Origin of the sequence: Pseudomonas fragi, from assembly GCF_025426255.1 — a bacterium.
GTDB lineage: Bacteria > Pseudomonadota > Gammaproteobacteria > Pseudomonadales > Pseudomonadaceae > Aquipseudomonas > Aquipseudomonas kulmbachensis.
Window position 1 is genome coordinate 2,511,272 of the sequence record NZ_CP104861.1, and the last position, 19,325, is coordinate 2,530,596.

Below are 19,325 nucleotides of genomic sequence, written 5' to 3' on the forward strand. Positions count from 1 at the left end.
ATGCATTTGCTCAGGACCCAGCCCGGTGGCTTTGTATCGGACGACAATATTGCCGATTTAGGCCAGACCCCCGCCGAGTTGGTGATCCTGTGCAGTGGTGATTCAAGCCTGGCACTGCTGGCCGAAGCGGCGCAGCAGTTGCCTGAAGATTATCCAAGCCTGCGTCTGGCCAACCCGATGCAGGTGCAAAACCATGGTTCAGTCGATTTATATTTCGATGAGGTGCTGCAGCACGCCAAGGTGATTTTGCTGTCGTTACACGGCGGTATTGGCTATTGGCGCTACGGTATCGAGCGTCTGGTGCAATTGGCCGAGCGCGGCGTGACCCTGATTCTGGTGCCCGGCGACGACCGCCCCGACCCGGAACTCAGCGTACTGAGCACCGTGCCCGTTGAACAGGGCGAGCGGCTCTGGCATTTTTTGCGTCAGGGCGGGCGGCATAACGCCTTGCAACTCTATCGTTGCCTGGCCAGTCAGTGGCTGGGCCGTGATTATGAGTGGGACGAGCCGCAAACCTTGCCGCGCACCGCGATTTATCATCCGCAGCATTCCAGCGCCGAGCTCAAGAACTGGCAGGCCGACTGGCAAACCGGGCAACCGGTGGCGGCGCTGTTGTTCTATCGCTCACACCTGCAGGCTGCCAACACCGCATTTGTCGATGTGTTTTGCCAGCGGCTGCAGGCCGCCGGGCTGAATCCGTTGCCGATTGCCGTGGCCAGTCTCAAGGAGCCGGGGTGCCTGGCGGTGGTGCAGGACTTGCTGGATGACGTCGAGGCCGGGGTCATTCTCAACACCACAGGCTTTGCCCAATCGAGCCCAGAAGCCCCGCACCTACGTCCGTTTCGGCGCAATATTCCGGTGATTCAGGCCATTTGCGCCCAAGACAACGAACCCGGCTGGCAAGCCAGTGAACAGGGGTTGGGGCCGCGCGATCTGGCGATGCATATTGCTTTGCCCGAACTGGATGGGCGAATTATCAGCCGTCCAGTCAGTTTCAAGGACCTGGCATGGCGCAGTGAACGCAGCCAGTCGGATGTGGTGTGTTATCGCGCCCACCCCGAGCGCATGGACTTTGTCGCAGAGCTGGCGCGGCGCTGGGTTGAGCTGGGCCGTGTGGCCAACCCGCAAAAACGTATTGCGCTGATCCTGGCCAACTACCCGACCCGCGATGGCCGGATTGGTAACGGTGTGGGGCTGGATACACCGGCGGCGGCGCTGAACATTTTGCGTGCCTTGCAGGTCCAGGGTTATCCCGTGGACTGCGAACTGCCTGAAACCGGCACTGCACTGATTCAAGCCTTGCTGGGAGGGGTCAGCAATGACCTCGACAGTCTCGATCTGCGCCCGTGCATGCAGAGCCTGGCTCTGGATGAGTACCTGGCGATGTTCAATCGTCTGCCTGAGGCCAATCGTCAGGCAGTGACCGAGCGCTGGGGAGAGCCGCAGAACGATCCGATGTTTCGCAGCGGTCGGTTGATGATTGCCGGGCTGCGTTTTGGCCTGACGTTTGTCGGTATTCAACCGGCGCGGGGTTATCAAGTGGATGCCAGTGCGGTGTACCACGACCCGGACCTGGTGCCGCCCCATGCTTATCTGGCGTTCTACTTCTGGCTGCGCAATACCTATGGTGCCCATGCGGTGGTGCATGTGGGCAAGCACGGCAATCTGGAGTGGCTGCCGGGCAAGGGCGTGGGGCTGTCCGAAAACTGCTGGCCGGACGCAATTTTGGGGCCGATGCCCAACGTCTACCCCTTTATTGTCAATGATCCGGGCGAGGGTGCCCAGGCCAAGCGCCGTACGCAGGCGGTGATCATCGATCATCTGATGCCGCCGCTGACCCGTGCCGAAACCTACGGGCCGCTGCGTAATCTGGAGTTGCTGGCCGACGAGTATTACGAAGCGCAGTTACTTGATCCACGTCGCGCCCGCGAGCTGCAGCGCGACATTCTTGCGTTGGTACGTGAAACCCGCATCGACCGCGAGCTGCAACTGGACGAGAAGCTGGACAGTGACGCAGATGCGGCGATCTGGCTACCGCGGCTCGACACCTATCTGTGTGACCTTAAAGAGTCGCAAATCCGTGACGGGCTGCATATCTTCGGTGAATCGCCAGCCGGGCGCCTGCGTATTGACACGCTGCTGGCGTTATTGCGCATCCCCCGTGGTGATGGCCGTGGCGCGCAATCGAGTGTGCTGCGGGCACTGGCCAAAGCCTTTGAGCTGGGCTTTGACCCGTTGGACTGCGCGTTGGCCGAACCCTGGACAGCACGTCAGCCTCGCGTGTTGCAGGCCATCAGCGCTGAGCTTTGGCGTACAGCCGGAGACACTCGCGAGCGTCTGGAATTGTACGCTGCGCAACTGATCGAACAGGCTTTACAGGGCACCCTGCAACTGCCCGATACCGCGCAATGGGCCGAGGTTCGGGCAATTTTCGACGCCTTGCTTGAGGTCGTGGCCCCGCGTCTGGATGCCTGCGGCCCGGCCGAGATGCAGGGCCTGCTGGATGCCCTGGCCGGGCGCTTTGTACCGGCAGGCCCCAGCGGTGCACCGAGTCGTGGGCGGCTGGATGTACTGCCGACCGGGCGCAACTTCTTTTCGGTGGATGTGCGCAACCTGCCCACCACCACGGCTTGGCGGATCGGTTTTCAGTCGGCCAACCTGATTCTTGAGCGTCACCTGCAGGACCACGGCGACCATCTGCGCCAGTTGGGTCTGTCGGTGTGGGGCACGGCGACCATGCGTACCGGCGGTGATGATATCGCCCAGGCCATGGCACTGATGGGCGTGCGCCCGGTATGGGCCACCGGTAGCCAGCGGGTGGATGACTTTGAAATCCTCCCGGTCAGCCTGCTGGACCGCCCGCGAGTGGATGTAACCTTGCGCGTGTCGGGTTTTTTCCGCGATGCGTTTGCCAACCTGATTCGCCTGTTCGATGCTGCCGTACAAGCCGTGGCGGCACTGGACGAGCCAGATGATCTGAACCCGTTGGCGGCCAAGGTCCGTACTGAGCGCGAACAGCTTGAGCGCGATGGCCTCGCGCCTGAACTGGCGGCGCGCCAGGCAGGTTGGCGGGTGTTTGGCGCCAAGCTCGGTGCTTACGGCGCGGGTGTCCAGAACGCGATAGATGGCCGCTTGTGGGAAAGCCGCGATGACTTGGCGCAGGTCTATCTGAACTGGGGTGGGTATGCCTATGGCGGCGCCGATGAGGGCACTGCGGCACGCGGCCAGTTCGCCCAGCGCCTGGGGCAAATGCAAGCAGTGGTACAGAATCAGGACAATCGCGAGCACGATTTGCTCGATTCCAACGACTATTACCAGTTCCAGGGCGGCATGCTGGCTGCGGTCGAAAGCTTGAGCGGCCAGGCGGCGGCCAGTTACCACGGTGATCACAGCCAGCCGGACTTGCCGAAAATCCGCACGCTCAAGGAAGAGCTGAACCGGGTGATCCGCTCCAGGGCGGCCAACCCGAAATGGATCGACGGGGTCAAGCGGCATGGCTATAAAGGCGCGTTCGAAATGGCCGCGACCCTGGACAACCTGTTTGCCTTTGATGCGACCACGCATTTGATCGACGACCACCAGTACGCCCTGCTGGCGGATGCTTATTTGCTGGACCCGGATACCCGCGAGTTTGTGCGCCAGCACAACCCGCATGCCTTGCGTGACATGACTGAGCGTTTGCTCGAAGCTCAGCAGCGCGGGCTCTGGAGCGAGCCAGGCGAGTACCAAGCGGCGCTGGAAAACCTGTTGCTGGATATAGAAGAAGAGTGACAGGGCTGGGGTGAGGGGCTTTTTAAAGTGGATCAATATTCTAAAATTTGGAACCCGAAAACATGACTGACACCCCGCATTTCCCGTTATCGGCGGTGGTCGGCGCGGACTCTTTGAAGCTTGCGCTGTGCCTGACAGCCATCGACCCGAAAATTGGCGGGGTACTGATCGAAGGGCCGCGAGGCATGGCCAAATCGACCCTGGCCCGTGGTCTGGCTGATCTGCTCGCCAGCGGTCAGTTCGTCACTTTGCCTCTGGGCGCCACCGAAGAGCGTCTGGTCGGCACCCTCGATCTGGACGCGGCGCTGGGGCAGGGCAAGGCGCAGTTTTCCCCAGGCGTACTGGCCAAGGCCAATGGTGGTGTGCTGTATGTCGATGAAGTGAATCTGCTCGCTGACCATCTGGTGGATGTGCTGCTGGATGTCGCAGCAAGTGGCACCAACCTGGTCGAGCGCGATGGCATTTCCCATCGGCACGCGGCGCGCTTTGTTCTGATTGGCACCATGAACCCGGAAGAGGGAGAGTTACGTCCTCAACTGCTCGACCGTTTTGGTTTGAACGTGGCCATGAGCGGCCAGCCGCAACCGGCTGAGCGCGGCGAAATCATCCGCCGTCGCCTGGACTTTGACGCTGACCCGCAAGGGTTTTGCGCGCAGTGGGAAACGGCACAGACAGCTTTGCGCCTGCGTTGCCAGCAGGCCCGTGAATTGCTGAACAACATTGCGCTGGATGATCAGTCCCTGGCGATGATTACCGAGCGCTGCTTTGCCGCTGCGGTCGACGGCATGCGTGCCGATCTGGTGTGGCTGCGTGCTGCGCGGGCGCATGCCGCATGGCGCGGAGCAATGGCGATCAGCCTGGAAGATATCGATGCCGTGGCCGAGTTTGCCTTGCGCCATCGGCGTCGCGCGCAAACGGGGCAGGCGCCGACACCTGAGCCGCCGCAGTCGCAACCGCAATCCAGCAGCGCTTCGCCCTGTTCGGGGCAGGGCCAGTGGGGTGAACTGCCAGCACAAGCCCAGGCAGTGGGTGCGCGCCGAGAAGTGCCGAGCTGGCCAAAAAAGCCCTAGGCATTCGCCCTCGATCTGTTGCGGGGGCGGATGCCAGACCCCGGCCAGGGCAACTCGCCACGGGCAAGCAGGGGGCCAGTCGCAGTGCTGGTAGCGGAATGATCGACTGGGTACAGACTTTGCTGCGTGGGCGTCCACGTCAGCGTGCCGATCTGGCCTGGAAAACCCGGCAAAGTGCTGCCCAGGAACTGTGGCTGGTTGTGGTCGATGCATCGGCCTCGACCCGGCGGCATCAGGCCCTGAGTGACGCCAAGGGGCTGTTGGCGCAATTGTTTGAGGATGCTTATCGACAACGTGCCCGTGTCGCGGTCATGACGGCCAGCGGGCAGACTGCGCAGTGGCAAGTCAGTGGTGCCAAGGCATCCTCAGCCCTGAATGCGTGGCTGCAAGCATTGGGGGCGGGGGGCGGCACGCCGTTACTGGAAGCTTTGCAGGAAGTTGCCAAATGGCTTGAGATGCGGCGCAAACACTACCCGCAAGAGCAGCAGCGCTTTTTACTGCTGACCGATGGCCGTTTGAAACAGTGGTCAGGGATGCCCGCAATAGACTGCCCGGGGCTGTTGATCGATATCGAGAGAGGCCCGATTCGACTGGGTCGCTCGCGTCAGATGGCGACGGAGCTGAATGTCGACTATCAGCATATTGACGGGTTGGAACCCGTGTAAACATGGTTAACCCGCTGTGGGAGCGGTGCTGCGACGAAACGCATTGATTTTGCTGGAAGACCGTTGCGTTTCAATCGCGAGCAAACCCGTTCCCACGTATCAGCTGTGCAGCTGATTACGCTGGCATGACCCAAGGCTGCAGGGTGTAGCCTTCGCTGCTGATTTCAGCGCGGGCTTGTGCCAGCAGGCTTTCGAGCTGGGCAGCGTCTGCGCAGGCGCTGCGCGGGATCTGTTTGCGGCCGATACGGGTGTTGGTGCGGTCAATGACAGTCAGGCTCAATTCGCCGTTGCCATCTTGGGCAGCCCATGCGACGCATTGAAAAGGTTCAAAGGCGTGGCCGGCAATCAAAAGTGCTTCGTTGAAACGGAGCGGGGCGTTCATAGGGTCGTCTCTCTGGTGTGCCCATCAAGTGATTAACCGTCGGCTGGGCGTACCGTTCGGTTGGTTACTTGTACTGATGACTTCAGACCCGTATCAGGTCACACACTTTCGTCACTTTTTTAAAACTTTCTTGACCGGACTGATCCAAGTCAATTTTCAGGCTGTGTCACATCTTGAGCGTAGCTGGCTATTGGCCTTGTTGGTAACCCGCAATCGATTTTGCTCGCCAGCAATCGTTCAACCGCCGCGCAAGCCTGTTGCTGACGAGCCTGCCAGTCGCCGGCAATCACGAGCATGGGTTGCTGATGCTGTTCGAGCCACTGGCGGCTGGCACTGAAAAACGCTTGGCGCTCAGCCAGGGAGGGTTGGCAGCGTTGGCCATCAGCTGTCCACTCCACACCTTCGGGGGACAGCAGTAAATGCAGGTCGTAATGACGGCTCAACAACTCAGGCTCAAGCCAGGAGGGACAGTCGCCAAACAGGGTCTGGCTCCACAGGATATTACTCAGCAGATGAGTGTCCAGAATCAGCAATTCGGGCTTTCTGGCACGGGCTTGATCTTCCCATTGAAGCTGGCCGCGGGCGATGGCCGGGATGTCCGCCAGGCAGGTATCCCGAGGGTTTTGCTCGATAAAGTAACGAACGTATTCGCCCACCAAAATGCCGCCAAAACGCTGCTGCAATAGCGCCGACAACCAGCTTTTGCCGCTCGACTCGGGCCCTGCCAGCACCAATACCTTCATGTCCGTAGCGCCGGGTCGCGGTGCCAGTCACGCAAGCCTTGAATGGCAATCACGGTAAACAGCGCGTAGAGACCGGCGGTCAGGTACAGATCCTGATAGGCGAAAAAACCGATGTAAAGCACGTCTATCACGCACCACAGGGCCCAGCACTGCAGGCGCTTTTGGGCCATCCACAATTGCGCAACCAGGCTGAAAGCCGTCAGCGTGGCATCGGACCAGGGGAAATCGGAGTCTGTCCAATGGGCCATTGCGGCGCCCAGTGCAACACTGCCCACGGCGCCTATAGCCAAGCCTGCAAGGACTTGCAAGGTGCTTAATCGAGAGACTACGCGGCCTTCATGTTGTGCGCCGGTGCGAGTCCACTGCCACCAGCCATAGACTTGCAATAGCGCAAAAAACACCTGCAGCAGCATGCCTGAATACAGCTTGATCTCGAAAAAGATCCAGCTGTAAAGCAGCACCATTACCAGGCCAATGGGCCAGCACCAGGGGTTTTGTTTGACTGTTAACCAGACGGCAATGACGCCGAGTGCGGCGGCAAACAGTTCAAGCCCTGACATTGGGATTCCTTGGAAGAAAGAAGAGGGCGCAGATTGTACCTGCAGGCGCAATGTTTGTGGGCGTAACTGCACGTGATACGCGGTATGTAGATACTCTGTGCCAAAGTGGGAGCGAGCCTGCTCGCGAATGTTTTTCGCGAGCAGGCTCGCTCCTACGCCTCGCAATCAAGGCAGATGCAGCAACACGTAATCGTTCTTGTCGAAACGCCCGCTGAGTGCCGGAGCCATGCTGCCCAGCTCGCTGCCTTGCAAGGCCTGATAGTCCTTGCGGTCCATGACGATCCAGACCGGAGATGGCAATGCTGTCAGCTCGGCGGGCGATTGGGTGAACAGCGGCAGTAGATCGCGGTCAACGTTGACCATGAACTTGATCGCCTTCGCATCCTTGCCCATGCCGTGCAGCACCACAGGAGCCGGCGCCTGATCGATCAGTTGCATAGCCTTTAAAGTAAAGGTGCGGGTGTCATACAGGCTGCGTTCAGCGGGTTCAAACACCGTTATATAGCTGCTCCACAGTGCCAGTACCGCACACGCCGCCAGTCCTGCAACCCGCCATTGGGCCTTGAACAGCAGGCCCAGGGCCAGAACTTGCAGTACCGCGAGGATGACGAAAGTAGCAGTCAATGACGGCAGCTGTTCGCCAAACCGCTGGCGTACCACCACCAGACCGACAATCAGCAAGCCTGGCAGCAGCAAGAACAGGCCTTGAATCAACCCGCGCAAGACGCCAAACACCCGTCCGCTCATGACCTGAAACGGATACGCCGCAATGATGGCCGCCATCGGCAACATGGGCAGCAGGTAGCGGGCTTTTTTCGCTTGGGGAATCGACAGCCCGATCATCACCACCAGAGCAGCTGCAACGCAGTATTTGACCAGTTGCAAGGCTGGCCCCGACTGCTTGCGCCCGGCAACCAGAATCGCCACCAATACTACAACGGCTAGCGGATAGGCCAGCGCATAGTTGCCCATCGAGCTGGTGAAGTAATACAGCGCGCTGCTCGCGCCTTCAGTGCCGTCCATGCGCCCGGTAACTTGCATGCGGATCACTTCGTGGACAAAGGCTTCGCCACCACTGATCCAGGCCAACATCAGCAATGTGCCAATGCAGAGCACCAGCAGTGCCAGCGCTTGCAGCCCAACGCTGATCAGGCGGCGCCACTGGCCGTTGAGCAGGTAGTAACTGCACAGAATGCCGGTAGGGATCACCAGGCCGATCGGGCCGCGAATGGCAAACCCCAGCACCAGCAGGGCCAGTAGCCAGAAATGACGGCGTGGCGTGCCAAAGTGATCGTGGGAATAGGCCAGGTAAAATGCACTGAAGCTCACGGCTGCAAGCATTTGGTCCAGCGAAACAGCCCGGGTTTCGGTGATAAAGGTCATGCTCAGTAACAGCAAGGCCACGCTGACCAGCGCCCAGGTTGTCGATTGCGGCGCAACCAGGCGGTACATCAACGTCACCAGCGTTGCGCTGGCAATGGCCGTTGGTAGCCATGCAGTCAGGCTGGTGACTTTGCCAAAGGGCAGCGCCAGTAACCAGGTAAATACCGTGGAAGTAGCGCTGTAGTCCGCATAGGGTTGGCCATAGGTGGTCGGGAAAAAACCGGGACCATGGCGCAGCATTTCGTTGGCAAACATGACAAAGCGCGAATCAAAGCCTATCGCCGCCTCTTGATGGTTGCCCAGGATAAACAGCAGCAAAGCGAATGCACCCAGAATCAGGGATTGCCTGCGCAGGGTGAGCAAAGCTGTGTCGTTGAAGTCTGCAGGCATCTCGAGTCTCCTTGACTCATCAGGGCGCATAAAAAAGCGCCGCCACTGTTACCAATGGCGGCGCTGTCAGATCATTAAATGGCTGTTGAACCTACCGGCAAGTTGCACGACTCACCCCGGCCCATCGGGAAGTATTGCAGGCCGACCTTGGCCAGACGCTCGCCTTCATACAGGTTGCGGCCGTCGAAAATCACCGGAGTGTGCAGGCGCTGTTTGATCAGGTCAAAATCCGGGGCCTTGAATTGTTGCCACTCGGTACACACGATCAACGCATCTGCGCCGTTGAGGGTCGACTCCGGGGTGCCCATCAAGCTCAGGCGCGGCTCATCGCCGTACAGACGCTGGGTTTCCTGCATGGCTTCGGGGTCAAAAGCGCGCACATCGGCACCGGCTGCCCACAGGGCTTCCATCAGCACACGGCTCGGCGCGTCACGCATGTCGTCGGTGTTGGGTTTGAATGCCAGGCCCCACAGAGCAAACGTCTTGCCTTTGAGGTCACCCTTGAAAAATGCATTGATGCGATCGAACAGCTTGTGTTTCTGACGTTCGTTGATCGCTTCGACCGCTTGCAGCAGGTCGCTCGAACAATTGACCTGCTGGGCACTGTGGATCAGCGCGCGCATGTCTTTAGGGAAGCACGAACCGCCGTAGCCGCAGCCAGGGTAGATAAAGTGATAACCAATGCGCGTGTCGGCGCCAATACCCAGACGCACGGCTTCGATATCCGCCCCCAGGTGTTCGGCCAGTTCGGCAATCTGGTTGATAAAGCTGATTTTGGTCGCAAGCATGCAGTTGGCAGCGTACTTGGTCAGCTCTGCGCTGCGCAGGTCCATGAAAATAATGCGGTCATGGTTGCGGTTGAACGGCGCATACAGGTCACGCATGACCTCGCGCACTTCTTCGCGGGCGCAGCCAATGATGATGCGGTCCGGGCGGCGGCAGTCGGTAACTGCCGAGCCTTCCTTGAGGAATTCGGGGTTGGATACCACGTCAAATTGCAACGAGCGCCCGGCCAGATCCAGGGCCTGGTTGATATGCGCAGTCAGTGCGTCGCCGGTGCCCACGGGAACGGTGGACTTCTCGACCAGAATCAGCGGTTCCTTGCGGTGGCGGGCAACCGCGTCACCTACAGAGAACACCTGGCCCAGGTCAGCCGAACCGTCTTCGCTCGGGGGCGTACCTACAGCGATAAACAGTACCTGGCCGTGTTCAACGGCGAGTTTTTCATCGCTGGTAAAACGCAGGCGTTTGCTTTCAAGGTTTTCACGTACCAGGCTGGAAAGCCCGGGCTCAAAAATGCTGACGTGACCTTGCTGCAGCAACTCGACCTTTTTCTGGTCAATGTCCATGCAGATCACGTCATGTCCGACTTCAGCCAGTACCGTCGCCTGTACCAGGCCTACATAGCCACTACCAAATACACTGATTTTCATGCGCAGTTCCTGGAACTCGGGGTACGTCGAGAGTTGATCGTAAGCACCCCTAGAATGACCAAGGTCACACCAAGGGTTTTTGAAAGGGTGAAGCTTTCATGGAATACCGGCAGGCTTGCAGCCAGCAGGTAAACCAGTGCGTAACTGATGCTTAACAGCGAATAGGCGCGGCCCAACGGCAAATCGCGCAGAGCCAGCAGCCAGCACAGCATCGACAAGGCATAAGCGGCAATTGCCGCAAGCACCACGGCCAATGCCGATATTGATACTTCGCCCTGACTGATTGCACTCACCCATTGGGCAGGTTCCGGCAAGCGGGTCATGCTCCAGCGCATACCCAGTTGGGCAGAACTGACCAGCAACACGCTGCCCGAAGCAAAGATAAATCCACGGCGCAGGCTCATGCGTGTTGCCCCAGTAAAACCACCCCGGCAATGACCAGTCCAACACCCACCCAATGACGCAGGTCGATGGTTTCTTTAAACAGGTAGCGGGCTACCAGAGTGATCAACACAAAATTGAGGCTGAGCATCGGGTAAGCAATCCCGACCTCCAGCCGTTGCAATACCAGCAACCACACCAGCAAACCCAGACCCAGACACAGCAGTGCCAGCCATAACCAAGGGGAGCGCAGTTTTTGCGCTACCCCGGTGTCGATTCCGCGCCAGCCCTCGACGGCATACTTCTGGGCGATCTGGCCGGCGCAAGTCAACAGGCAAGCCAGCAGTAGCAGGGTCAAGGTCATGGAGTGATCTGCGGGAATATCAGAATCACCATATTGCCTTCGTCATAACGCTGGGCATCTTTGGGCAGCTCGTCCATTTCATGGCTTTCATCGCTGTCCTTGACCCGCATTACCACGCCTACAGGACCTTGGCGTCGTGCGTCGGTCATCCATTGGCCAATCTGATCCAGGCCAATGCTTTTGCCTTTGGCATCGTCATAGGTCAGGCCGTATTTGACCTCGCCCTGGGTGTTGTAAAGCGTCACGTCCGGACGACGCAGGCGCCAGGCCAGGGCAGAAGCCGCACCCAGGTCGTTGCTGAGAAAGGTTTTGGCCTGGGCCAGTTCGTCGATGTGTTCAAGGATGAACTGGTCGGGCATCTTGTTGTGCACCACGCTGGTCGGCATAGCCGCAGGCAGCGCAAGTACCAGCACGCCCATGGCCACGGCAGGGGCTGCCCACATTTTCAGCGGTTTGGACAAGGTCAGCAGGCCGGTCACGATCCAGGTCAGCAGCACCACGACCAACAGCGCCATGTGCTGCGGCTCGTTGTCATAGAACGGTTTTTTGATCTGGAAGTAGACCAGCGCCAGCAATGCCGCGCCGCCGACCAACAGATTGACCAGCCCGTTAACACGCAAGGCGCCAGTTTTGGCCTGCTCGACACGTTGCATCATCGCGTGGCCCAGCAGCAGTGCCAGCGGCAGCATGCACGGCATGATATAGGTCGGCAGTTTGCCCTTGCTCAGGCTGAACAAGCCCAGTGGCAGCAACAGCCACAGCAGGATGAACACAACGCTGGCATGGCGTTTGTTTTGCCAGGCGTCCTTGAAGGTCGCGGGCAACAAAGCTGCCCACGGCAAGCTGGAGACCACCATCAACGGCAAGTAGAACCACCACGGACGACCGTGCTGGGCATCGTCACCGGCAAAGCGGCGGATATGCTCGTGCCAGAAGAAGAAGCGCCAGTAATCGGGCTCCTGGGCGTGAACCGCGAGCACCCATGGCAGCGAGACGGCAGCGGCGACCAGCATGGCTACCAGGCCATACTTGACCAGTTCCAGAAAGCGTTTTTGCCAAATCATGTAGGGGAGGGCGATCAGAACCGGCAGCAGCAGGGCCAGAAAGCCTTTGGTCATAAAGCCCATGCCGCAGGCAAAACCCAGTACCGCCCAGCTGATCAGGCGATCACGGCGCGAGCGGCTGTCCACGGCAAACCATAGGGCAACCATGCTCAGGTTGACCCACAGAGTGAATTGCGGATCGAGGTTGGAATACCCGGCCTGGCCTGCAATCAGGCCAAAGGTCATGTACACCAGCGCGCAGGCAAAGCTCTTGCGCGGGTCATTCCACAGGCGACGGGCCACGGCATAAGCCAGGAACACGCTCAGGCCGGTGGCGATGGCTGAGGCAATGCGTACGCCAAACAGGTTTTCGCCAAAAATGGCCTGACCGATGGCGATCATCCAGTAGCCGGCAATCGGCTTCTCGAAGTAACGCAAATCCATGAAGTGCGGGGTGATCCAGTTACCGTCGACCAGAATTTGTTGGCCGATTTGTGCGTAGCGCGTTTCGTCAGGAATCCACAGGCCGTGAGTGCCCAGCGGTAGCAGGTAAAACGCGATAAAGGCTAAAACCAGCAGCGGTATCGTCCAGCGCTGAGTCATGGCTTCTGCACTCCCAACCAGCCTTCACGGCCTTCAAGCACGCCGCGACTCAGTTGCCCGGCTGGCAGGCTGTCGAGATCGGCGGGGAGCAAGTCCCGCAGGGGTTGGAAATGAATGTCACGCGCCCGGGCCTGGGCAAGCAATTGACGGAAGTCGTTGGCCATTAGAATCCCTTCTACTTCTGCATGGATGGTGTACGCATTCAGCTTTTGTGGGCTGAAGCGATCAAGAATGAATGAGTTGAAATCGGCGGCACTCAGCTCGGGCCCGACCACTTCATCGAAGGTGGGTAAATCCACAGGGATTTGCGGCGCGCCCAGCCTGCCATCAGCCAACCTTGGCCGAAACAGACTGTGCCCGCGGCAATCACTGTTGTAACGAAAGCCAAAGGTTTCCTTGGCCTGGACTACGCGTTCATCGGCACGCCAGCCTGCGGCGGCCGAACACTCGACGGCTTGCCCGGTGATGTCGCTCAACGTCTCGACACCACGGCGGATCTGCTCGATCAATTGCGCTTCGCTCCAGCGTGCGGTGTTAGCTTGCCAGCCATGGTGATCCCAGGCGTGCAAGCCAACCTCGTGGCCCGCGGCCAGGGTCTGGCGCATCAAGTGCCCCAGATCCTTGCCGATCGGTTTGCCTGGCCAGGCGGTGCCGGCCAGCAAAATATCCCAGCCGTACAGGCTGGCAGCCTTGGAACGCATCATTTTCCAGAAAAACTGGGGCTTGATCAGCCGCCATAAATGGCGGCCCATGTTGTCCGGCCCCACGCTGAAAAAAAACGTGGCTTTGATCTGGGCTTCGTCGAGCAGTTCGAGTAACCGCGGAACTCCCTCACGGGTTCCACGGTACGTGTCGACATCAATACGTAGTCCAGCTTGCATCAGCGTTTTTCCGCGATTTCTACCATGGCTTCACGCAGGAAGAAGTCCAGGGTCTTGCCAATGGTTTCGCTCAGCTCGGTGGTGGGTGTCCAGTCGATCAGACGACGGGCGTTTTCAACACTTGGTTTGCGATGGCTCACGTCCTGGTAGCCGGTGCCGTAGAACGACTGGCTTTCTACGTCGCGGAAACCGGCAAACGGAGGGAAGTTGGCACGCAGTGGATGCGCTTCGAACTGACGCAGCAACTCTTCACCCAGTTGACGAATGCTGGCTTCGTTATCCGGGTTACCGATGTTGATGATCTGGCCGTCGCACTTGCCACCCTTGTTGTCGATGATGCGTGCCAGAGCTTCGATACCGTCGGCCACGTCTGTGAAGCAGCGTTTTTGTTCGCCGCCGTCAACCAGACGGATCGGGGTGCCTTCCACCAGGTGCAGGATCAGTTGAGTGATCGCACGCGAGCTGCCAACCCGTGCCGAATCCAGACGGTCAAGGCGTGGGCCCATCCAGTTGAACGGACGGAACAGGGTGAATTTCAGGCCCTTCTGGCCGTAGGCCCAGATAACGCGGTCAAGCAGTTGCTTGGAGACCGAGTAGATCCAGCGTTGCTTGTTGATCGGGCCAACGATCAGGTTGGAGGTGTCTTCGTCGAAGTTCTTGTCCTGGCACATGCCATACACTTCGGACGTGGACGGGAAGATCACGCGCTTGTTGTATTTGACGCAGTAGCGCACCAGCTTGAGGTTTTCCTCGAAGTCCAGTTCGAATACGCGCAATGGGTTGCGGGTGTATTCGATAGGCGTCGCGATGGCCACCAGCGGCAGAACCACGTCGCATTTCTTGATGTGGTATTCGATCCACTCGGTGTGGATGCTGATGTCGCCTTCCACGAAGTGGAAGTTGGGATTGCTGCGCAGGCGCTCGATGGCGTCGGAGCCGATGTCCAGGCCATACACTTCGTACTGGTCGTCTTGCAGCAGACGCTCGGACAAGTGGTTACCGATAAAGCCGTTTACGCCCAGGATCAGGACGCGGGTACGACGTGCCGGGCGACCGGACTCGCTGCCACGCAGGCGCGAACCTTCAACCAGACCCAGTTCGCGGGCCAGTTGCGGGCCGCTCAGGTACAGGCCGTTGTCGTTGCGCTGACCGGCAGTGATCAGCAGGGAATCTTGAGCGCAGGCAATGCGCAGTGGGTCACAGCTGATGACCTGGCCAGGTGCAAGGCCCTCATTGCCGGCAACCACTTCGGCGCCCCAGACAATCAGTTTGTGCTCGCCCACGGCGCAGAAAGCGCCCGGGTACGGCTGGGTAACGGCACGCACCAGGTTGAACAGTTCTTCGGCCGGGCGAGTCCATTGCAGCAGGCCGTCAGCCGGGGTGCGGCGACCGAAGTAGGTGGCCTTGGATTCGTCTTGCGCAGTTTCGGTCAGCTTGCCCTGAGGCAGCAATGGCAAGGCTTCGGCAAGCAGTTGAGCGGCGGTTTCGCGCAGCTTGGCGTGCAGGCTCAGTGCGGTGTCCGAGCGCTCGATGCTGATGCGCTGCTGAGCCAGAATGTCGCCTGCGTCAGCACGCTTGACCATGCGGTGCAGGGTGACGCCGGTTTCGGTTTCGCCGTTGACCAGTACCCAGTTGGCTGGTGCGCGACCACGATAACGCGGCAGCAACGAGCCATGCAGGTTGAAAGCACCTTTGCTGACGCTGGCCAGCAGTTCTTCGCCCAGCAGGTGGCGGTAGTAGAACGAGAAGATGTAATCGGCGTTCAGCTTGCGAATGCGCTCGATCCACAGTGGGTGGTTAGCGTCTTCCGGTGCGTGAACCGGGATACCTTTACGGGCACACAGTTGGGCGACCGAGCCGTAAAAGTTATTTTCCTTGGGGTCGTCAGCATGGGTAAATACAGCTGCAATTTCGTAGCCTGCATTGAGCAAGGCTTCGATGCCTGTGCAGCCAATATCGTGATAGGCGAAAACAACGGCTTTCAAACTCATGATTGGACCTGTGTCGAAGTAGAAGAAGTCGAGTTGCAAGTTGAAACAGTGGACGTCGAAGATTCGGCGCGAACAATTTTTTCAATGAAAAAACGTGGTCGTGCACGCACATCGCTGTACATGCGGCCCAAGTACTCACCCAAAAGGCCCATGCCGATAAATTGGCCGCCGGTAAACACGAAGAGCACCGCAAACAGTACAAAAGTACCGTCGCCGGCCCAGCTTGCACCGAAGATCAGGCGCAGCATGATCAGCGCAATCGCGAACACGACGCCAAGGGCAGCCATGCTGAAGCCGATAATGCTCAGCAAGCGCAAAGGCGTGGTGGTCATGCAAGTGATCAGGTCAAACATCAGGTTGATCAGGCGCATCGGGCTGTACTTGGAGTCGCCGTGCTCGCGCTCGGCATGCTCGACCAGCACTTCAGTGGTATGGCGGGCAAAGCTGTTGGCCAGAATCGGGATAAAAGTACTGCGCTCACGGCAGGCGAGCATGGCGTCGACGATGCTGCGGCGGTAAGCGCGCAGCATGCAGCCGTAGTCGCTCATGGCAACCCCGGTGGAGCGTTGCACGGCCAGGTTGATCAGGCGTGAAGGCCAGCGGCGCCAGGCAGAGTCCTGGCGGTTGTTGCGTACGGTGCCGACCACGTCGTAACCCAGTGCCGCCTGCGCAACCAGTCGCGGGATTTCTTCTGGCGGGTTTTGCAGGTCGGCGTCGAGGGTGATGACCACATCGCCCTTGGAGTGCTCGAAGCCGGCCATGATCGCGGCATGTTGCCCGTAGTTGCGGTTGAGGATAACCGCGACCACATGGCTGCCTTCACGCTCAGCGGCCTCTTGCAGGATTTGCGCCGAGTTGTCACGGCTGCCGTCATCGACCAGCACGATTTCGTAGGCTTGGCTCAGTTGTGCGCAGGCAGCTTCAGTGCGGCGCAACAGTTCTGGCAGGCTCTGTTCTTCGTTGTAGACCGGAATGACGATCGACACACACTGGATTGGGTAAGGTTTCAAAGTATTCGTTCCAGTCAGTTTCATTGGCACAAGACGACATGTCTAAGTCAACCTGGTTCAAGCGCACTGTAAGGACTCGCGCCCGCTCCCAGTAAAGCCTATTACTGACAAAGGTAAAGTCACTCGATTGTGTTATCTACATGATTTTCTTGATAACTCTATGGTCTTTGCCATTTGAGATAGTGCATACGTTAAACGCCTCCTTGTGAAAAACCTATGAAAGTTGGATCAACAGTGCATGTTTTCCAGCTGCTAGACAGGTGCTATTCAGGAAAGTATTTGCAGCCCCCGAACAGTATTTGCACAGATGATAATGTTTCTCCTGGATAACAAGCTTCTTACAGTAGAAAAATGACTTTGAACAGTGATGCACGGCAAGAAGCAAGTTTGCGGGGGGGGGGGGGCGTACGAGGTAAATGCTGCGGCGCCAACCTGTGGGTATGTGACGCGTGTCACATTGGCTGGCGCCGTCGATAAACTTTAGTTCAGGCCCAACTTGCCGCGCAGGGTCGACAAGTCTTCAGCCAAGGTGTTGACCGGGCCGACCAGTGCCTTGCGGTCGTTTTCCTTGACCTTGTCGTAGGTTTCAAAGCCACCGTCGGCAGTTTTGTACTTGGCCAGGATCTTGTTCACCGTGGCGAAGTTTTTATCCACCTTGGCGGCAAAGGCTTTGTCGTTCTGTTCTATTTGCGTGCGGAACAGATCGAAGATCTTTTTCGCGCCATCTACGTTGCCTTGAAAGTCGTAGAGATCGGTGTGGCTATAGCGGTCCTCCTCGCCGGAAATCTTGGTCGCGGCCACTTCTTCCATCAAGGCGGCAGCGCCACCGACGACTTTTTCGGGCGGGAAGGTCAGTCCGGCGACTCGGGCTTGCAGGTCCTTGACGTCTTTGTTCAGGCCGTCGGCCAGTTGATCAAGGCCCTGGGTGCTGTTCTCGGAGAACAGGCTGTATTCGATGCGGTGAAAGCCGGTGAAGTCAGGTGCCGTTACGCCTTTTTCATGATCGTCGACCCGTGAGTCGATGGAGGCGTCGAGGTCGCTGAACAGTTCGGCAATCGGCTCGATCGACTCATAGTAGACGCGGGTCGGGGCGTAGAGTTTTTTGGCTGTGGCCAGATCACCCTTTTTTACTGCGTCGGTGAATTTTTGCGTGTTGCTGGCCAGCTCATCCAGTTGCTCGGTGACGTAAATCTTATAGTCCGAAACAGGTTGCACCAAATCCAGTGGCGCGGTTGCCGCCAATACCGGGAGCGGGGTGTGGAGCAAGCCTAGGGCCAGGAACAGTGCGAGCGGCGTCTTCTTCATGGGACTCTTTCCGGTTGGGTTGAGGTTCAGGTGCGGGTAAGGGGGGTGGCTGCATCGAGCAATGAGCGGCCAATAAAGTCCTGGTTGTCGCGAACGCCCGGCAGGGTGAAGAAGTAGCCGCCGCCCACGGGCTTGAGGTATTCCTCCAGTGGCTCGCCGTTGAGGCGGATTTGCACGGCAATAAAGCCTTGTTCCAGATCGCGCTGGTAACAGATAAACAGCAGGCCCATGTCCAACTGGCCGTTTTTGTTGACGCCATTGGAGTAGTTGAATGGCCGGCGCAGGATCAAGCTGTTGCGCGTTTGCGCGGTGCGCGGGTTGGCCAAGCGAATGTGGGCGTCCATTTTGGTGATTTTGCCGTGGGGGTCCTTGCTGTAGTCCGGGACGTCGGTTTCGCGACTGCCGTCCATGGGCGCGCCGGTGGCCTTGTTGCGACCGAAGATGCTTTCCTGTTCTTGCAGTGGCGTGCGATCCCAGCGCTCGACAAAGTTGCGGATGATGCGCACTGCCTGATAGCTGCCGTTGACTGCCCAAGCGGGCTCGTCGCTACCGGACTGCACCCAGACAATCTGGTTCATCGTGGTGTCGTTGTTGGAGTCGGGGTTGGCCGAGCCATCGCGAAAGCCTAGGAAGTTGCGTGCGCTCTGCGCTGGTTCGCCAGGCTTGGCGGGAGCTTGTGGTGGTACGGTGCCTTCCTGCTTCCAACGTACCAACAACAAGTCAGGCAGATTTTTTACGATATCGCGCAGGGCGTGAATATTGGTGTCGGCGGTATTGGCGCAAAATTGCAGGCTCAAATCGCCATGGCACTGCGCAGGCTCCAGTGCGTCGTTGGGGAAGCCTTGCATGCGACTCAGGCGTTTGGGTTTGACTGATGTCAGGCCGAAACGCTCATCAAACAGCGATTCGCCCACCGAGACTGTGACGGTCAGGTTATCCGGGGTTACAACCGGGCCGAGAATCCCGGAGTCAACCGGTGGCAACTTGGGATCTATCTGGGGGACTGCACCGCCCTTCATCAAGAAGGCAATGCGTTCATTCAGGGTGCGAAACAAGCGCTCCAGGTCTTGCCGGTCGCTGGCCAGCACATCAAAGGCCACCAGCATGCCCGCGGCCGGGCGCGGGGTGACAATGCCATTTTGGTGTTGGGCATGAAAAACGTGATGGTCTTGGGTCTTGTCACTGCTGGGCGCTTGGGTCACTTGCGCGCTGGCCGGGTTGCCCGCAGCCAGCGCTGGGCAGCTCAGGGCGCCACCGGCCAGTGCAGCCCCCGCGACCCCCATGCCCATCAGGATGCGGCGGCGTTGCAGGTTGAAGGAGTCCGGGTTGTGTTCTGAATCGCTCATATGC

The 19,325-nt window shown here is 58.9% G+C and carries 16 protein-coding genes; 3 read left to right on the forward strand and 13 right to left on the reverse strand.

Annotation, left to right across the window (positions count from 1 at the left end; genetic code table 11):
* From cobN to N7D90_RS11415, 3 genes are all read left to right on the forward strand, one after another.
* Positions 1–3,771: a cobaltochelatase subunit CobN gene (gene cobN, locus N7D90_RS11405; protein ID WP_261742253.1), complete on the forward strand. Its 3,771-nt coding sequence runs from the start codon at positions 1–3 to the stop codon at positions 3,769–3,771.
* 62 nt (positions 3,772–3,833) lie between these two features.
* Positions 3,834–4,841 (forward strand): ATP-binding protein, encoded by a 1,008-nt coding sequence (locus tag N7D90_RS11410; protein WP_261742254.1) that lies wholly within the window; start codon positions 3,834–3,836, stop codon positions 4,839–4,841.
* A 98-nt stretch (positions 4,842–4,939) separates the two neighbouring features.
* Positions 4,940–5,506 carry a vWA domain-containing protein gene (locus N7D90_RS11415; protein ID WP_315968158.1) on the forward strand — a complete coding sequence of 189 codons (567 nt, stop codon included), beginning with the start codon at positions 4,940–4,942 and terminating at the stop codon, positions 5,504–5,506.
* 115 nt (positions 5,507–5,621) lie between these two features.
* On the opposite strand, the gene N7D90_RS11420 is transcribed toward N7D90_RS11415, so the two are convergent.
* From N7D90_RS11420 to efeB, 13 genes are all read right to left on the reverse strand, one after another.
* Positions 5,622–5,888 (reverse strand): hypothetical protein, encoded by a 267-nt coding sequence (locus tag N7D90_RS11420; RefSeq protein WP_261742255.1) that lies wholly within the window; start codon positions 5,886–5,888, stop codon positions 5,622–5,624.
* 149 nt (positions 5,889–6,037) lie between these two features.
* Positions 6,038–6,631 (reverse strand): AAA family ATPase, encoded by a 594-nt coding sequence (locus tag N7D90_RS11425; RefSeq protein WP_261742256.1) that lies wholly within the window; start codon positions 6,629–6,631, stop codon positions 6,038–6,040.
* Entirely contained in the window at positions 6,628–7,191 is a 564-nt protein-coding gene (gene pnuC / locus N7D90_RS11430; RefSeq protein ID WP_261742257.1) for a nicotinamide riboside transporter PnuC, read from the reverse strand. The genes N7D90_RS11425 and pnuC overlap by 4 nt, the downstream gene beginning before the upstream one ends.
* 165 nt (positions 7,192–7,356) lie before the next feature.
* Positions 7,357–8,964: an ArnT family glycosyltransferase gene (locus tag N7D90_RS11435; protein ID WP_261742258.1), complete on the reverse strand. Its 1,608-nt coding sequence runs from the start codon at positions 8,962–8,964 to the stop codon at positions 7,357–7,359.
* Between the two features lie 74 nt (positions 8,965–9,038).
* Positions 9,039–10,397, reverse strand: coding sequence for a UDP-glucose dehydrogenase family protein (locus N7D90_RS11440; protein WP_261742259.1), 1,359 nt, complete (start codon positions 10,395–10,397; stop codon positions 9,039–9,041).
* Entirely contained in the window at positions 10,394–10,801 is a 408-nt protein-coding gene (gene arnF / locus N7D90_RS11445) for a 4-amino-4-deoxy-L-arabinose-phosphoundecaprenol flippase subunit ArnF (protein ID WP_261742260.1), read from the reverse strand. Before arnF ends, N7D90_RS11440 begins: the two co-directional genes overlap by 4 nt.
* Positions 10,798–11,142 carry a 4-amino-4-deoxy-L-arabinose-phosphoundecaprenol flippase subunit ArnE gene (gene arnE, locus N7D90_RS11450; RefSeq protein ID WP_261742261.1) on the reverse strand — a complete coding sequence of 115 codons (345 nt, stop codon included), beginning with the start codon at positions 11,140–11,142 and terminating at the stop codon, positions 10,798–10,800. Before arnE ends, arnF begins: the two co-directional genes overlap by 4 nt.
* Positions 11,139–12,788, reverse strand: coding sequence for a lipid IV(A) 4-amino-4-deoxy-L-arabinosyltransferase (arnT, locus tag N7D90_RS11455; protein WP_261742262.1), 1,650 nt, complete (start codon positions 12,786–12,788; stop codon positions 11,139–11,141). Before arnT ends, arnE begins: the two co-directional genes overlap by 4 nt.
* Positions 12,785–13,669 carry a 4-deoxy-4-formamido-L-arabinose-phosphoundecaprenol deformylase gene (gene arnD, locus N7D90_RS11460; RefSeq protein WP_261742263.1) on the reverse strand — a complete coding sequence of 295 codons (885 nt, stop codon included), beginning with the start codon at positions 13,667–13,669 and terminating at the stop codon, positions 12,785–12,787. The genes arnT and arnD overlap by 4 nt, the downstream gene beginning before the upstream one ends.
* Complete coding sequence (gene arnA / locus N7D90_RS11465; protein WP_261742264.1) at positions 13,669–15,660, reverse strand: bifunctional UDP-4-amino-4-deoxy-L-arabinose formyltransferase/UDP-glucuronic acid oxidase ArnA; 1,992 nt, start codon at positions 15,658–15,660, stop codon at positions 13,669–13,671. The genes arnD and arnA overlap by 1 nt, the downstream gene beginning before the upstream one ends.
* On the reverse strand, positions 15,657–16,670 hold the full coding sequence (arnC, locus tag N7D90_RS11470; RefSeq protein ID WP_261742265.1) for an undecaprenyl-phosphate 4-deoxy-4-formamido-L-arabinose transferase: 1,014 nt from the start codon (positions 16,668–16,670) through the stop codon (positions 15,657–15,659). Before arnC ends, arnA begins: the two co-directional genes overlap by 4 nt.
* Before the next feature lie 480 nt (positions 16,671–17,150).
* A complete protein-coding gene (gene efeO, locus N7D90_RS11475; RefSeq protein ID WP_261742266.1) occupies positions 17,151–17,975 on the reverse strand; it encodes an iron uptake system protein EfeO in 825 nt (274 codons plus the stop codon).
* Between the two features lie 26 nt (positions 17,976–18,001).
* Complete coding sequence (efeB, locus tag N7D90_RS11480) at positions 18,002–19,321, reverse strand: iron uptake transporter deferrochelatase/peroxidase subunit (RefSeq protein WP_261742267.1); 1,320 nt, start codon at positions 19,319–19,321, stop codon at positions 18,002–18,004.
* Between the last annotated feature and the right edge of the window lie 4 nt (positions 19,322–19,325).

Excerpts from the sequence above, each read along its gene's own strand:
- cobN (WP_261742253.1), top strand. The coding sequence starts at position 1 with ATGCATTTGCTCAGGACCCAGCCCGGTGGCTTTGTATCGGACGACAAT.
- N7D90_RS11410 (WP_261742254.1), top strand. The coding sequence starts at position 3,834 with ATGACTGACACCCCGCATTTCCCGTTATCGGCGGTGGTCGGCGCGGAC.
- N7D90_RS11415 (WP_315968158.1), top strand. The coding sequence starts at position 4,940 with ATGATCGACTGGGTACAGACTTTGCTGCGTGGGCGTCCACGTCAGCGT.
- N7D90_RS11420 (WP_261742255.1), bottom strand. The coding sequence starts at position 5,888 with ATGAACGCCCCGCTCCGTTTCAACGAAGCACTTTTGATTGCCGGCCAC.
- N7D90_RS11425 (WP_261742256.1), bottom strand. The coding sequence starts at position 6,631 with ATGAAGGTATTGGTGCTGGCAGGGCCCGAGTCGAGCGGCAAAAGCTGG.
- pnuC (WP_261742257.1), bottom strand. The coding sequence starts at position 7,191 with ATGTCAGGGCTTGAACTGTTTGCCGCCGCACTCGGCGTCATTGCCGTC.
- N7D90_RS11435 (WP_261742258.1), bottom strand. The coding sequence starts at position 8,964 with ATGCCTGCAGACTTCAACGACACAGCTTTGCTCACCCTGCGCAGGCAA.
- N7D90_RS11440 (WP_261742259.1), bottom strand. The coding sequence starts at position 10,397 with ATGAAAATCAGTGTATTTGGTAGTGGCTATGTAGGCCTGGTACAGGCG.
- arnF (WP_261742260.1), bottom strand. The coding sequence starts at position 10,801 with ATGAGCCTGCGCCGTGGATTTATCTTTGCTTCGGGCAGCGTGTTGCTG.
- arnE (WP_261742261.1), bottom strand. The coding sequence starts at position 11,142 with ATGACCTTGACCCTGCTACTGCTGGCTTGCCTGTTGACTTGCGCCGGC.
- arnT (WP_261742262.1), bottom strand. The coding sequence starts at position 12,788 with ATGACTCAGCGCTGGACGATACCGCTGCTGGTTTTAGCCTTTATCGCG.
- arnD (WP_261742263.1), bottom strand. The coding sequence starts at position 13,669 with ATGCAAGCTGGACTACGTATTGATGTCGACACGTACCGTGGAACCCGT.
- arnA (WP_261742264.1), bottom strand. The coding sequence starts at position 15,660 with ATGAGTTTGAAAGCCGTTGTTTTCGCCTATCACGATATTGGCTGCACA.
- efeO (WP_261742266.1), bottom strand. The coding sequence starts at position 17,975 with ATGAAGAAGACGCCGCTCGCACTGTTCCTGGCCCTAGGCTTGCTCCAC.
- efeB (WP_261742267.1), bottom strand. The coding sequence starts at position 19,321 with ATGAGCGATTCAGAACACAACCCGGACTCCTTCAACCTGCAACGCCGC.